The sequence below is a fragment of the Chryseobacterium kimseyorum genome (assembly GCF_025971945.1).
In the GTDB taxonomy this organism is placed as follows: domain Bacteria; phylum Bacteroidota; class Bacteroidia; order Flavobacteriales; family Weeksellaceae; genus Chryseobacterium; species Chryseobacterium kimseyorum.
The window spans coordinates 73,449-87,263 of sequence record NZ_JAPDHW010000010.1 but is presented as its reverse complement, the minus strand read 5'-3'; the positions used below and the strand labels follow the sequence as shown (position 1 = coordinate 87,263).

14 protein-coding genes are annotated in these 13,815 nt (G+C 36.1%); 6 read left to right on the top strand and 8 right to left on the bottom strand.

Going from position 1 to position 13,815, the window contains the following annotated elements:
• Nucleotides 1-135 precede the first annotated feature (135 nt).
• On the bottom strand, nt 136-711 hold the full coding sequence (locus OMO38_RS14595) for a TetR/AcrR family transcriptional regulator (RefSeq protein ID WP_264750930.1): 576 nt from the start codon (nt 709-711) through the stop codon (nt 136-138).
• Between the two features lie 360 nt (nt 712-1,071).
• Here OMO38_RS14595 and clpB point away from each other — a divergent pair, with 360 nt between their 5' ends.
• The 5 genes from clpB (at nt 1,072) to OMO38_RS14570 (ending at nt 6,413) form a co-directional block, all read left to right on the top strand.
• Nucleotides 1,072-3,666: an ATP-dependent chaperone ClpB gene (clpB, locus tag OMO38_RS14590; RefSeq protein ID WP_264750929.1), complete on the top strand. Its 2,595-nt coding sequence runs from the start codon at nt 1,072-1,074 to the stop codon at nt 3,664-3,666.
• A gap of 175 nt (nt 3,667-3,841) precedes the next feature.
• The gene (locus OMO38_RS14585; RefSeq protein ID WP_264750928.1) at nt 3,842-4,348 is read left to right on the top strand and encodes a hypothetical protein; all 507 of its coding nucleotides are present in this window, start codon (nt 3,842-3,844) and stop codon (nt 4,346-4,348) included.
• 9 nt (nt 4,349-4,357) lie between these two features.
• Nucleotides 4,358-5,011, top strand: coding sequence for a hypothetical protein (locus OMO38_RS14580; protein ID WP_264750927.1), 654 nt, complete (start codon nt 4,358-4,360; stop codon nt 5,009-5,011).
• Nucleotides 4,987-5,772, top strand: a complete 786-nt coding sequence (locus tag OMO38_RS14575; protein ID WP_264750926.1) for a sensor histidine kinase — start codon at nt 4,987-4,989, stop codon at nt 5,770-5,772. The genes OMO38_RS14580 and OMO38_RS14575 overlap by 25 nt, the downstream gene beginning before the upstream one ends.
• Complete coding sequence (locus OMO38_RS14570) at nt 5,769-6,413, top strand: response regulator transcription factor (protein WP_264750925.1); 645 nt, start codon at nt 5,769-5,771, stop codon at nt 6,411-6,413. Before OMO38_RS14575 ends, OMO38_RS14570 begins: the two co-directional genes overlap by 4 nt.
• A 113-nt stretch (nt 6,414-6,526) precedes the next feature.
• On the opposite strand, the gene OMO38_RS14565 is transcribed toward OMO38_RS14570, so the two are convergent.
• Both OMO38_RS14565 and OMO38_RS14560 read right to left on the bottom strand, forming a co-directional pair.
• The gene (locus tag OMO38_RS14565) at nt 6,527-7,231 is read right to left on the bottom strand and encodes an FKBP-type peptidyl-prolyl cis-trans isomerase (RefSeq protein ID WP_264750924.1); all 705 of its coding nucleotides are present in this window, start codon (nt 7,229-7,231) and stop codon (nt 6,527-6,529) included.
• A gap of 91 nt (nt 7,232-7,322) precedes the next feature.
• Complete coding sequence (locus OMO38_RS14560; RefSeq protein ID WP_264750923.1) at nt 7,323-9,185, bottom strand: M1 family metallopeptidase; 1,863 nt, start codon at nt 9,183-9,185, stop codon at nt 7,323-7,325.
• A 121-nt stretch (nt 9,186-9,306) separates the two neighbouring features.
• On the opposite strand from OMO38_RS14560, the gene OMO38_RS14555 reads away from it, so the two are divergent.
• Nucleotides 9,307-10,110: a DUF1835 domain-containing protein gene (locus OMO38_RS14555; RefSeq protein ID WP_264750922.1), complete on the top strand. Its 804-nt coding sequence runs from the start codon at nt 9,307-9,309 to the stop codon at nt 10,108-10,110.
• 51 nt (nt 10,111-10,161) lie between these two features.
• On the opposite strand, the gene OMO38_RS14550 is transcribed toward OMO38_RS14555, so the two are convergent.
• The 5 genes from OMO38_RS14550 to OMO38_RS14530 all read right to left on the bottom strand — a co-directional run bounded on the left by OMO38_RS14550 (nt 10,162) and on the right by OMO38_RS14530 (nt 13,810).
• On the bottom strand, nt 10,162-10,989 hold the full coding sequence (locus tag OMO38_RS14550) for an endonuclease/exonuclease/phosphatase family protein (RefSeq protein WP_264750921.1): 828 nt from the start codon (nt 10,987-10,989) through the stop codon (nt 10,162-10,164).
• Nucleotides 10,990-11,058: 69 nt separating this feature from the next.
• Nucleotides 11,059-11,262: a hypothetical protein gene (locus tag OMO38_RS14545; protein ID WP_264750920.1), complete on the bottom strand. Its 204-nt coding sequence runs from the start codon at nt 11,260-11,262 to the stop codon at nt 11,059-11,061.
• A gap of 3 nt (nt 11,263-11,265) precedes the next feature.
• The gene (locus OMO38_RS14540; RefSeq protein WP_264750919.1) at nt 11,266-12,522 is read right to left on the bottom strand and encodes a S8 family peptidase; all 1,257 of its coding nucleotides are present in this window, start codon (nt 12,520-12,522) and stop codon (nt 11,266-11,268) included.
• Between the two features lie 11 nt (nt 12,523-12,533).
• Nucleotides 12,534-13,112 carry a hypothetical protein gene (locus OMO38_RS14535; RefSeq protein WP_264750918.1) on the bottom strand — a complete coding sequence of 193 codons (579 nt, stop codon included), beginning with the start codon at nt 13,110-13,112 and terminating at the stop codon, nt 12,534-12,536.
• Nucleotides 13,112-13,810 carry a hypothetical protein gene (locus OMO38_RS14530; protein ID WP_264750917.1) on the bottom strand — a complete coding sequence of 233 codons (699 nt, stop codon included), beginning with the start codon at nt 13,808-13,810 and terminating at the stop codon, nt 13,112-13,114. The genes OMO38_RS14535 and OMO38_RS14530 overlap by 1 nt, the downstream gene beginning before the upstream one ends.
• Nucleotides 13,811-13,815: the final 5 nt, after the last annotated feature.

Sequence of the window (13,815 nt, the reverse complement as noted above, 5' to 3'; positions counted from 1 at the left end):
GGTTTTAGGACGTATGGAAGGTAACTATGAGGTTTTGTTGAATCTAAACCTTTCCGTTCATATTAGACTTCTTCAAAATTACAAACACGCTGGTTATACACTGCAATTTTTTTTAAATCTAACAGGATTAATATACTATTTCTGGTTTCCCAGCAAGCCGAAAAGTATTTTATCTCTGATTTCCTCCTTAATGTCAACTGAAGATTCTGTATTTCTTTTAAACCAAAAATACGAGTTGTTCAAAGTATGAAGGATAAATCTTGTGGTGAAAGTCGGAGATTTCAGTTCCCAGTTTTCGGCCTTATAGATTTCAAGCAATAACTGCTCGACCTCCAGCTGATAGTTTTTTCTCATCTCGACAAATTCAGGGAGCCGTCCGTCTAAATGCTTCCACTCGTTAGAATAAATGTGGGTCACATCGCGGTTATTGAGAACGACAGACAAATGTTTGTCGATAAACAGGTTTAATTTTTCTTTTGGAGGAAGATTGGTGTTTTTAATTTCCTGAAGCTGAGCGAAAAACTCGTGTGCAATTCCAAAACAAATCCATTCAAGAATTTCTTCCTTCGAACGTATGTGCGCATACAAAGAAGCCGCTTTGATATTAAGTTTTGTTGCCAAATCTCTTACTGAGCTGCCCATATAGCCTTTCTCTTTGAAAAGTTCTACCGCAACGTCTAATATTTTTTTCTGTTTTTCTTTAAGCTCCATGATGTGAGTGCAAAAGTAATTATTCTGTTTTAAATCTCAATTCAACAGCTTCAAAATATTAAAAGGTCAAAATGTACATCTGAAATTTAAATTAAAAAGCACATATCGGAAAATTTGGCAATAAAACGAATTCCAACAATATAATATTCGGAAAATTTGTCTTCAAAATTTATAAATTCAATAATAGAATACTTTTTGCGATAAGCTAACCGAATTAAATGACTAAATAAGATTTAGAACATCAGAAATTAGAACAATCACTTTGAAAATTAGCACTTATCAAAAACCTCTGGTCTGAAATCTGATGTTTAAAATCTTAAAATTGATAGGTAGAAATTAAAGAATCAAAATACACATCATATGAACTTAAACCAATATACCGTAAAATCACAGGAAGCCATCCAGGCCGCTCAGCAAGTGGCAATGGAATTTGGCAATCAACAGATAGAACCACAACATTTACTGGAAGGAATCTTTCAAGTGGATGAAAATATATCGCCTTTTTTACTCAAGAAATCTGAAGCAGATGCCACTTTGGTAAGAGAGCGAAACAGAGAAAATTTAGAAAGACTTCCAAAAGTACAGGGAGGGAATATTTATCTTTCAAATTCAGCAAACAAAGTTTTGTTGGACGCACCGAACATAGCTAAAAAAATGGGTGATGAATTCGTGACCATCGAACATCTTTGGCTGTCACTTTTGGAAACCAATTCAGAAGTTTCTAAAACTCTGAAAGATATGGGCGTGACCAAAAGTCTTCTGGAAGGCGGAATCAAAGAATTAAGAAAAGGTTCGAAAGCCACTTCTGCAAGTTCAGAAGAGACGTATCAATCCTTAAATAAATATGCTAAAAACTTCAACGAACTCGCTGCCGAAGGAAAACTCGACCCGGTCATTGGCCGTGATGAAGAAATCAGAAGAGTTTTGCAGATTCTCTCGAGAAGAACTAAAAACAATCCAATTTTAATCGGTGAACCAGGCGTTGGTAAAACGGCGATTGCAGAAGGAATTGCACACCGAATTATCAGTGGTGATATTCCTGAAAACTTGCAGGATAAAACTTTGTACTCTTTGGATATGGGTGCTTTGATTGCCGGTGCCAAATACAAAGGTGAGTTTGAAGAGCGTTTGAAATCTGTTGTGAATGAAGTCATTAAATCAGACGGACAAATTATTCTTTTCATCGATGAAATCCACACCTTGGTGGGAGCCGGAGGTGGTGAAGGTGCGATGGATGCTGCCAATATTCTGAAACCAGCTTTGGCAAGAGGAGAATTGAGAGCCATCGGTGCAACGACTTTAAATGAATATCAAAAATATTTTGAAAAAGATAAAGCCTTAGAAAGACGTTTCCAGAAAGTGATGGTGGAAGAACCGGATACCGAATCGGCAATTTCGATTTTGCGTGGAATTAAAGATAAATATGAAGCGCACCATAAAGTAAGAATCAAAGATGAAGCGATTATTGCGGCAGTTGAAATGTCTCAACGATATATTTCAGACCGTTTTTTACCGGACAAAGCGATTGATTTGATTGATGAAGCTTCAGCTAAACTGAGAATGGAAATCAATTCGAAACCAGAAGAACTCGATGTTCTTGACAGAAAATTGATGCAGATGGAAATTGAACTGGCGGCCATTTCAAGAGAAGGAAGCCAGACTAAAATCGACCATTTGAAAGAAGATATTTCGAAAATTTCTGAGGAAAGAAATGAAATCAACGCCAAATGGCTGAAAGAAAAACAAAAATCTGAAGATTTAACTTCGATTAAAAAAGATATTGAGTCTCTGAAACTTGAGGCTGAAAGAGCTTCGAGAGCTGGAGATTACGCAAAAGTCGCTGAAATTCAGTACGGGAAAATCAAGGAGAAAGAAGATGCTTTGCAGAAACTCGAACTGGAAATGCAAAACCATCAGAATGAATTGATTAAGGAAGAAGTAACGGCTGATAACATTTCAGAAGTGATTGGAAAATGGACAGGAATTCCTGTGACCAAACTCCTTCAATCTGAAAGAGAAAAATTATTGCACCTTGAAACCGAACTTCATCACAGAGTTGTCGGTCAGGAAGAAGCCATCGAAGCTGTTGCAGACGCCATCAGAAGAAACAGAGCAGGATTGAGTGACGAGAAAAAACCGATTGGAAGTTTTCTATTTTTAGGAACAACTGGAGTTGGTAAAACGGAGCTCGCAAAGGCTTTAGCTGAGTTTTTATTCGATGATGAAAACAATATGACGAGAATTGATATGAGTGAATATCAGGAAAGACATTCGGTTTCTCGTTTGGTTGGTGCGCCTCCGGGATATGTGGGTTATGACGAAGGTGGACAATTGACGGAAGCTGTGAGAAGAAGACCTTATTCAGTCGTGCTTTTGGATGAAATTGAAAAAGCACATCCGGATGTTTTCAACACCTTATTACAGGTTTTGGATGACGGAAGATTGACGGATAACAAAGGTCGTGTGGTTAATTTCAAAAACTCCATTATCATTATGACTTCAAATCTCGGTTCGCATATTATTCAGGAGAATTTTGAAAATATTATCGAGGAAAATCAGGATGAAATTGTTGATAAAACAAAAATTCAGGTTTTTGATTTGTTGAAACAGACGCTTCGTCCCGAATTCCTGAACAGGATTGATGAAACCGTGTTGTTCCAGCCTTTAAGAAAAAAAGAAATCGGAAAAATTGTTCAGTATCAGTTGAGAGGTTTCAATGATATGTTATTGAAAAGAAATATTATGATGACCGCAACGCAGGATGCTTTGGATTACCTGACCAACAAAGGTTACGACCCAGTTTTCGGCGCAAGACCTTTAAAAAGAGTCATTCAGCAGGAAGTTTTGAATAAATTATCAAAAGAAATTCTCGCAGGAACCGTGAATGACGGCGATAGAATCACCTTGGATTATTTTGAGGAAACAGGTTTGGTTTTCAGACCGACAGAAAAGTAAGTAGTTTTTTTCATATATGTTATTTTTAAAGGGAATATCCGCAGACTTTGTCTGTGGATATTTCTGTTTTTGAGCATCCGTAAAAAACACATTCTCTGTATCCGTAAAAACACGCTGTTGTATTATACTTTTTTTTCATTAATTTGTAAAAAACTAATTTCAAAACACTTATATCATGGAAACAGATGTAACTACTGGCGGGAAGCAGAACTTCAGTATGGATGCTGCCGTTTTGCCAACCGAGTTTATTCAGGATCTGGTAGATCAGTACCGTAACAAGCAATTGAGCTATATAGATGCAAACTTAGGGATGCAAGATGCACATTCTATCTGGTTTGATCTGCAGACGATTAAAAAATTCATTGCAGAGATCGAATCTGAAGCCTTACGCATTGATCCACACTGTCAAACGAAAGATCTGGGAATTCGTTTATACTACGGCGCCTATTCTGAAACTCCCTCTCAACCCATCCCACAGGATTATGGAAAAAGACATACTATCGTTATGATTCCTACAAAATTAAAAGAGGCTGAAGGAGGAGATATGCTCAACTTCGATTTTAATCCTTTTGAAGATAAAAATTCTGATAATGAACAGGCATTGGCGTTAACACCAGGTGCATTAGGTCAAAATCACGGAGCTCTCATCCCGCCAAATAATTCTATTGTAGAGTCTTACTAATTTTATTTAATGATTGATTTTAATTTCGTTTTACAAACTGCGATGACGGTTTCTGAAGGTATTGCTGCATTTACGGCAATTCTCTTTTTTAAGAAAATCAAAAGTAGCCCATACCTCTATTTTGCGATTTACCTTATCTTTATTTTCTGCAGTGAAATGTTTGCGACTTTTATCGGAAATTATATTTCCTTTCCTAAAAATTTATTCTTTAATTACCTGATCATACCTTCAGAATTTATATTTTTTTATTGGCTTTACGGATATCAGTCTCTACAAAATAAAAAATTATTCCTCGGTTTCAGTGTGATTTTTTTGCTGGCGTACATTCCCAATGAACTGTATTTTGTAAAAAACAAACATATTTTTTCATTCAATTATACTTTCGGGAGTCTTTTGCTAACGTTATTGGTTATTATGGAATATTATAAGCAAATTAATTCGGAAAATATTCTCAATTTCGCAAAAAACAAAATGTTTTATATCAATCTTGGTGTAACTTTGTTTTATATAGGAACTTTACCGTTCTGGACTTTTTACTTACAGCTATTATCAGATTACAGAGAGGTCTGGGATATGTATCTTGTATATTTCCGATTTTCAGGAATCATGATGTATCTGTTATTTGCAGGTTCATTTATATGGGGAAAACAGAATTATTCTTAACGCTTTTTTTATTCAATATCTTCTTCGTCATGTTTGTCGTAGCAGTGATGATCTACATCCGAAAGTACAAACAGAGAAAGGTGGAATATTTAAGCGAGATTCAGATCAAAAACGAAATTCATCAAAAAGAATTACTGGCAACACAACTTGAAATTCAGCAGGCGACGATGCAGCAGATCGGGCGGGAACTTCACGATAACATCGGGCAAAAATTAACCCTCGTAAGCCTATATACCCAACAGATGCTTTATGAAAATAAAGTTCCTGAGGTGAGTGATAGAATAGATCAGGTTTCCCAAATTATTAACCAGTCTCTTCAGGATTTACGGAGCCTCTCTAAAACCCTGACAGATGACAACATCAGTCAGAAAGAAATCATCACACTCATTCAGGAAGAAGTTGATAACACCAATGCTTTTAAGAAATGCGAGGTTTTTTTTGAACATAATTTTGAACAGCTAGAGTTAGAATTTGTGCATAAAAATGTACTGTTAAGGATCATTCAGGAATTTATACAGAACAGCATCAAACACTCTCAATGCAAAAATATTTTTATTGAGCTAAATACCTCTGAGGAAAATCTCTGGGAACTTTGTATTAAAGATGACGGTGTAGGCTTTGACAGTTCAAAAAAACTTAGTAACGGGATCGGGCTTACGAACATGAAAAACAGGGCAAAGATCATCGGTGCCGATTTCATTTTTGAAAGTAAAATAAACGGTGGAACGCAGCTCAATATCAGATTTAAAAATAAGCCATGAAAAAAACCATAGTAATCGTTGATGACCACCTGCTTATTGCTAAAGCACTCGAGAGTATAATTGATAATTTCACCGATTTTCAGGTCATTTATGTGGCAGAAAATGGGCAGGATCTTATTGATAAGTTTAAAACCAGTCATGAAATACCTGAAATTATTCTGCTGGATATCAGCATGCCGATTATGGATGGGTTTGAAACTGTTCTTTGGCTTAAAAACAACCATCCCAATATCAAAGTGATGGCATTGAGTATGCAGGGGGACGACAGCAGCGTGATTAAAATGATAAAAAACGGCGCCAAAGGCTACCTTTTAAAAAACACTCACCCAAGAGATCTCGAAGAAGCTTTGATAAAACTGAAAGACGATGGTTTTTTCTATCCTGAATGGGCTTCGAAAATTATTTTCTCCAGCATCAACAGTGAGAAAAATGGTGAGAAAGCGGTAAGAATTTCTGAACGTGAAAAAGAATTCCTCACCTACACTGTAACAGAACTTAGTTACAAAGAAATTGCAGAAAAAATGTGCTGCAGCCCAAGAACAGTGGAAAGTTACAGAGATCAGCTCTGTGACAAGTTAGAACTTAAAACAAGAGTCGGACTGGCTGTTTTTGCTTTAAAAAACGGTTTTGCAGCATCATAATGCAATCATCTTTCATAATGCCGGAAAGAATATTTTAAAAATTGGTAATCAACAGATTAAACATAAAAAAAGAAGCCTTTTGGCTTCTTTTTTTGTTTAAATATATTTTAAACTTACTTTATGCTTACTAATTCCACATCGAAGATAATGGTTGCTCCGGCAGGAATTGCACCTCCAGCTCCCTGATCTCCGTATGCTAAATCTGAAGGAATGTAAAATCTGTATTTAGATCCTGTACTCATTAATTGAATTCCTTCTGTCCATCCTTTGATAACACCACTCAAATTGATATCCATAGGAGCTCCTCCGTTTTTATCAGTAGAATCGAAAACAGTTCCGTCCATCAGTTTTCCGGTATATTTTACCTGTACAACATCTGATGCTTTTGGTTTTGTTTTACCATCACCCTCCTGCAACACCTCATACTGTAAACCAGAAGCCGTAGTTTTCACCTTTGGATTGCTCTTATTTTTTGTCAGAAAATCGAGACCTTTTTTCTTATTTTCTTCAGCCTGTAATCCTGCAGCAGATTGTTTTTTCTCACTCTGCTTCTGCATAAATTCCTGCATAAAGGTATTCATTTCTTCAGCAGGCATCAGCTTTTCTTTTCCTTCCATTTCCTCTTTAATAGCCTGAGCCAAAAGATCTGCATCTACTTTAAAACCTTCCTGCTTCATATTTTGGGCCATATTCAGACCAATGTAATAAGAAGCTTTCTGGTCATCAGTATATTTGCTGTCCTCTTTTGAATCATTTTTCTCAGAACATGAAATGCTTAATATGGCTATGCAAAATAATGCTATAGTCTGTTTTTTCATTTGATAATTTTATTGTTTACGAATAGCGATTTAAATCGCTGCAAATCTATCATTAATTATATAAACTTTCCTGCTGTACCGGAATTTTGTCTTATAAATTTTTCAAATTATCTTCCGGAGTATAATCCATAAAAAGTCCGCCATCTAAAACAACAGATTTAACTTTCTTTTTTGCTGAGAGCGAAATCACCGTTTTTTTCTGATCATTTTCCCATATCTGCGGAGTAAAATGAGTTTTTTCAATCGACTGATCTTCATATGTGACAACGACATCAAAAGGAACAGCGAAACCTCCTACATTATCGACGCTCAGTGTGAGCTTATCTTTTTGCTGCCCTGCATTAGCGATCTTTAAGTCAATAAAATTATTAGTGTAAAACCAATTGTTAAAAAACCAGTTCAGATTCTTGCCTGATCCTGTATTCATCGAGTAAAAATAATCCCACGGAATCGGGTGTTTCCCATTCCAGTTATCCATGTAATGATGCAGTGCTTTTTTAAACAAATCATCTCCCAAATAATCTTTTAATGCTAAATACGACAGGGATGATTTTACATAAGAATTATTTCCGTACCCTGCTCCGCTTACCTGTGTACTCATTGTGATAATTGGCTGATCCTGTTCAGTAGACGGATCATTGATCCACCTTTTAACTCTGAAGTTCTGATAGAATTTTTTGGCAGCTTCTTCGCCGTTTTCGTCAATACCGATCAGATATTCCAAAGTTGTTGCCCAGCCTTCATCCATAAAGGCATACCGCGTTTCGTTGATACCCATGTAAAAGGGAAAGTAAGTATGTGCAATCTCGTGATCTGCTGTGAGTCTTGCATCCTGCAAATCATCAGGAATACTTGTGTCGTTGATCATCATTGGATATTCCATATCAGCGTAACCCTGAATTGCCGTCATCACAGGATATGGATATTCTACGCCCGGCCAGTTTTTTGAAAACCAGTCAAGATTGTACCGCATCCATTCTACATAATGTTCAAAATCTTTTGCACCAACTTTATAACCGGCCTGTACACTTGCTCTTTTGGTTTTTAGCTGAACGCTTGAGCCATCCCACACATAATGATTGCTTAACGCAAAACAGAAATCTGTAATATTGTTGGCTTTAAATTTCCAGACATTCCACTGATTATTTTTCGTGACTTTGCCGGATTTCATTTCCGATTCGTTGGCGATATGAATTACCTTATCACTTTTTAATGAAGCTTTAAATCTATTTAAATATTCCGGTTGCAGCACTTCTTCAGGATTCAGAAATTCACCTGTTGACCAAACGACATAATCTTTCGGAGCAGAAATCGCAAAAGAATAATCATTAAAATCATTATAAAATTCCTGTCGGTCAGAATGCGGAATCATGTCCCAGCCATTGTAATCATCATACACAGAAATTCTTGGGAAAGAATAGGCGACGTAGAAAGTTTCAGCATCAATCTGGCCTTCTCTTCCGCTTTCCACAGACAGAGGATATTCCCATTCGATCTTTACTTCAGCTTTTGATTTCGATTTTAAAGCTTTACTTAATTTTACCTTTTCAACCGTTCCCCAATTTTCGCTGTTGATGTTATATACCAATCCATCTACGGTGAAAGATTTAATCTTTAATCCTGAAGATAAAAAATCTTTTGATACAGTGCCAGAGCGTGGAGATTCCGGTTTGTGGAGATTATTGACGAAGCGTATCGCCAATTCATTTAAATCATTGGGACTGTTGTTGCTGTAAACTATTGTTTCTTTTCCGGAAACGATTTTCGTTTTGGCATCTACCTTTACGTCAACATTATAAATTCCTTTGTTCTGCCAGTAGTTTTTTCCCGGTGCTCCGGAAATATCGCGTGTTCCGTTTTCGTAGGCTTTTTTAATATTTCTCGGCATATACAGTTCCTGAGCGGAAATCTGACATGACAAGACTGAAGCTACAATTAAAAATATCCTTTTCATTATACTATTTTTCAATCAGTATTTAATTTGAGTTAAAAGTAACAAATCATATTGATATTATTTTAAAATAAAAATCTTTATCTTTTCAATATCCATTCACAAATCCCAAAAAAAGAGAAAAATGATTGATTTTAAAAAAGCAATTCATTTAGTCGCAAGAGACTCGGCGCGAGGCATTTTGCATCAATATTTTAAAACAGACTATCCTGAAGACGAGATAGAAAGCCACAGTATTTACGATGATTTATCTGTTGGACCTCTGAATGACTGTACGTTTTCCACAGACTACGATGCATATGCAGATTACTGGAGAACTGTTGAGGAGACTGCCTATGAAAACCAGCCCTCTGATAAAAGCTTTGCTACACCTTCAGGATTTTTTGAAGAGTTTACAATTAATTTTCCTCAAGAAAAACCACTCATTATCTGGCATGGCAGTGACACTCACGAAAAAATTATGCTGTACCGCTACTGCGCGCTTTTAAACAGAGATTTATATGAGATCAATCTTGATGAATGGCCAGTTATTTCGCAGGAAGAATATAATAGCAATTCTTTAGCGACAAGAAATCCCGAACATCTGAATGGCATTTTTAAGCTTATCAAAAAAATAGAAGACACAAAAAAACATATTTACGCTCAGGAATGGGAAAGATTGAAAGACGATCAAAAATCAGTAAGAATTTTCCGCGATGGGAAAGTGATTTCTGTTGAAGAAAACTACTACGATCAGGCAGTTATTGATAACTGCAGTTCAGATTTTAAGACCGCTTCAAAAGTGATTGGTGAAACAATGGCACAGCAGAAATCTACAGTTGGTGATCATTTTTTGTGGTATCGAATTCAAATTTTAATTAAGCAAAATTTACTTGAAAAACGTGGCAATCAGATAACAATGCGCGATTTAGAAATAAGAAAAAAATAAGCTTCATCCCAATGAACGAAGCTTGCTATCTTTTTTATTTCAAATAGAAATTTAAAACTGCAAATCAGCCAATACTGGAAAATGATCTGATGGATAAAGCAGATTTTCGCGTCTGTCATTGATGTGTCTGTGAGATTTTATCTTAAAACCTTTTGTGAAAATATAGTCAATTCTGTCTTTCGGAACTTCATTCACATTAAATCCTGTAAATGTCGCCACCGGACCATAATGTTTTTTCTCTGACTTGTAAAAAGTGTCGTCTAAATTTTCTGAGAGAATTTTTACCGGTTCAGAATCTTCAGTTAAATTAAAATCTCCAGTTAAGACCAAAGGCAGGTTTTTAGGATTTATCTCTTTCGCTTTTTTCAGAATCAATTCAGACGATTTTACTCTTGCTACATTTCCAACGTGATCAAAATGAATATTCATTGCCAGAAATTCTTTCTTCGATTTTTTGTCTTTAAAAACAGCATAAGTACAGATTCGGTTTAGAGCAGCATCCCAACCTTTTGATGGTTTTTCCGGAGTTTCAGAAAGCCAGAACGTCCCTGATTTTACAATCTGAAGTTTTTGAGTGTCATAAAATATCGCAGAAAACTCGCCTTTTTCTTTACCGTCATCTCGTCCGACTCCGACGTAATCGTAATTTTTTAAACCTGTTTTAATATCTTTCATCTGCTCAGGAAGCGCTTCCTGCACTCCGAAGAAATCCGGATGATAATAAGTCAACAAATCTGCAACATCCTGTGTTCTCTTGGGCCACGCATTTTCTTTATCTGAATCTACATTCAGTCTGATGTTGAAACTCATTACTTTAAGATCCTGAGATAAGCCTAATGCAAAAAACATCATCAATACGATTGAAAATCTGAAACTCATTCTATTTTATTTAAACTTAAAAAAACAAAAATAAAACTTCTCCCTTACAGAAAAGCTTTATTGTGATGATTATATTGTTAAATTATCTTTATCTTGTTCAATGCTTGCACAAAATTCTTCAAAATCTTTTTCTGAAATTTTCTTTTCACTTTGCAATTTTACAATCCCTAAACTTTTATAATGCTCCAGAAATTTAATTTTTTTCTCCTTGAGAATCTTTTTAAATTTTTCTAAATCAACATCATTTTTCAGAACAGCCAGATAGATTTTCATATTTTAAATTATTTGAATTAAACCGCTTCCGATATCTCTGTACTTCATACCTTCAATAGGTTTTGCATGCGTCTCTATCATTTCCCAAATTTCTTTTGCATTCTTATCAGGAAACTGTTCCATGTATAAAGCGGCAAGTCCGGAAACGTGCGGAGTTGCCATACTGGTTCCGCTTAATGCGTAATAATTATTTTTGTTTTTTGTGTTTTTCGGATAGCTGCTGAAAACATCAACTCCCGGAGCGCAGACATTGATATTTCCTCCTGTGGATGGATTTAAACCCGCATTTGAAAAAGCAGCAATTCTCATTTGTCCGTCGATTGCAGCAACAGCCATTATTGACGGAGAATTTGCCGGCGCAGAAACAGGTTTCGGAATAGAAGGTCTGCTGCTGTCATTTCCCGCTGCTGCGATAATCAGACAGTTATTTTCAAGTGCTCTCATTCCTACAGTTTCAAAAAGCACTGAAGGTTTTTCGTTGAGTTCTACAGGCGCTGCCAAAGAAAGTGATAATATTTTAAACTGTTTTGAAATCGCCCAATCAATGGCATCAATAACGCTGCTCGTTGTACCTTTTCCTTTGTTAGAAAGCACTTTGGCGATTTTGAGATTGCAGTCTTTGGCAATTCCATATCTCTTTCCGGTGTCGGCTCTCAAATTTCCTGTGGATACACCCGCGCAATGTGTTCCGTGGCCGTTGGGATCTTTATTCCAGTCTTCTCCTTCGATGAATGATTTACCTTCAATCTCCCTGGAAGCAAAATCAGGATGTGTGATTTCCAAACCTGTATCTAAAATACAGACATCAATACCTTTTCCGGTGTACAGAGCTTTTCCCATTCCGATGGCTTTCATTCCCCATTCCATTTCCAGAAAATTTTTAGGCGGGATGGGTTTGTTGTTGAGGTACTGCTCAAGTTCATTGATTTTATCTGAAATTTCAGCAGACTGCTTCTTTAGTTCACTGATGATTTTCATTTCATCTGCCGGAAAAAAATCGCGCTCTTTTTCAAAATAAATGATTGGGTTTGAATCGTTTTTCACCGCTTTGTTAAGCTGATCTTCATCGGTATTTTCTACCACAATTACCCCCAGATTTTTATACAAAACTGCGTTATCCTGATCGATAACCTGAAAAGAACGGTTATCTTTTGACAGAAATTCTGATGAAGTAACGTTTACCTGAAGTTCTTTTTCTACTTTTTTAACTGATGTTTCCTCCTGATTTCTAAGCAGGACGATGTATCTTTCTTTTTTCATGATAATTGAGTTTATAAAAGTTTGGTGTATATTTTTTCGAGAATCAGATAAATATCTTCTCCCAAAAGGGTAAGTCTCAGCTTTTTATTGATTCCGGCAATTGTAGTGTTCTGCGGAAGCAGTTGGTTCCAAAACGTCTCAATTTTTACGATTGAATTGAGATCTTTTATCTTTGCATCGTCTAAGATTCCGTTCTGGTACATTGAAATCATCAAACCGGAAAGCAATTCTTCGGCCTCGTCCAATTTCCTCTGTTCTTTCGAAAGCAGATCAGTAAGCAAACCATGAATATTTTCAATTCCGCTGAAGGAAAAGCCAGACACAAGATCTCTTTTACCGAAGTTCACTTTCTCTAGTTTCACAGGATTAAAACCACGCTTTACTGTTGAAATCATGCTCATAATCTTCAGAACTTCAGATTCGTAAGTCGTATTTCCTTTTGCTTTAAAATAATCTAAGAGACTGTGAAGGAAGGCGTCGAAATGAGCATCAAAATCAAAAGATTTAGACAGATACAACTCCTGAACTTTATTGAGTTGATCTAAATGCAACTCTAAAGTCTGCCTGCTGTGGTGTACAAGTTCCTGCATTACTCAAAAGTTATCTGTTCAACCTCGTTTCCATCTTTGTCTTTGTACGACATGATTTTTATGCCTTCTGCTTCCATCGACACATGCAGATTGATGAAAAGCTTGTCTTTATCTTCTGCAGCTGTAGTGTTGGGATCAATGTAGATGTTATTCAGCTTGGCATTGACGAGCTTATAATTATTCAGCAAAACAGTAGAAAAAATATCCTTCAGCTCATCGACTTCTGCATCCGTAGTTCCGTCCTGAGGTCTGAAAATCCCTGAATTTAAAGTCTGAATTTTGGTTTTCAAATCAATCTTAATGACTTCGGTCGTAGGAAGTTTTCCAAATTTCTGATCATTAGACTCCAGTTTTTGAAACAGTGTTTTAAAATCATTATTTTGAATCTGCTTCTTTGTAATCTCAGCAATATTCAGTTTCTTTTCTCTGTTGACCAAACGAATTCTGTCATTCAACTCACCAACCAGCTGATCTTCATTAAATTTAAAATTATATTTCGAATCAGAATCTATATCGGTAATCTTGAGAGGAATGTCCATTTTTACGCTGGGCAAAGCATATCTTGGAGCTGTAAAATATTTAAGATATGGATGCTTGGCATATTCTTTTGCGATCGCTACTGCATTTTCGTCTGCTTTTTTACGAGCCTGAATTATCTCATTGTTGAGATAATCCAGGTAATCTGATAATTTAATCATGATCG

Bases quoted from the DNA above. Each gene is read 5' to 3' on its own strand.
- OMO38_RS14595 (WP_264750930.1), bottom strand. From the start codon at position 711: ATGGAGCTTAAAGAAAAACAGAAAAAAATATTAGACGTTGCGGTAGAA.
- clpB (WP_264750929.1), top strand. From the start codon at position 1,072: ATGAACTTAAACCAATATACCGTAAAATCACAGGAAGCCATCCAGGCC.
- OMO38_RS14585 (WP_264750928.1), top strand. From the start codon at position 3,842: ATGGAAACAGATGTAACTACTGGCGGGAAGCAGAACTTCAGTATGGAT.
- OMO38_RS14580 (WP_264750927.1), top strand. From the start codon at position 4,358: ATGATTGATTTTAATTTCGTTTTACAAACTGCGATGACGGTTTCTGAA.
- OMO38_RS14575 (WP_264750926.1), top strand. From the start codon at position 4,987: ATGGGGAAAACAGAATTATTCTTAACGCTTTTTTTATTCAATATCTTC.
- OMO38_RS14570 (WP_264750925.1), top strand. From the start codon at position 5,769: ATGAAAAAAACCATAGTAATCGTTGATGACCACCTGCTTATTGCTAAA.
- OMO38_RS14565 (WP_264750924.1), bottom strand. From the start codon at position 7,231: ATGAAAAAACAGACTATAGCATTATTTTGCATAGCCATATTAAGCATT.
- OMO38_RS14560 (WP_264750923.1), bottom strand. From the start codon at position 9,185: ATGAAAAGGATATTTTTAATTGTAGCTTCAGTCTTGTCATGTCAGATT.
- OMO38_RS14555 (WP_264750922.1), top strand. From the start codon at position 9,307: ATGATTGATTTTAAAAAAGCAATTCATTTAGTCGCAAGAGACTCGGCG.
- OMO38_RS14550 (WP_264750921.1), bottom strand. From the start codon at position 10,989: ATGAGTTTCAGATTTTCAATCGTATTGATGATGTTTTTTGCATTAGGC.
- OMO38_RS14545 (WP_264750920.1), bottom strand. From the start codon at position 11,262: ATGAAAATCTATCTGGCTGTTCTGAAAAATGATGTTGATTTAGAAAAA.
- OMO38_RS14540 (WP_264750919.1), bottom strand. From the start codon at position 12,522: ATGAAAAAAGAAAGATACATCGTCCTGCTTAGAAATCAGGAGGAAACA.
- OMO38_RS14535 (WP_264750918.1), bottom strand. From the start codon at position 13,112: ATGCAGGAACTTGTACACCACAGCAGGCAGACTTTAGAGTTGCATTTA.
- OMO38_RS14530 (WP_264750917.1), bottom strand. From the start codon at position 13,810: ATGATTAAATTATCAGATTACCTGGATTATCTCAACAATGAGATAATT.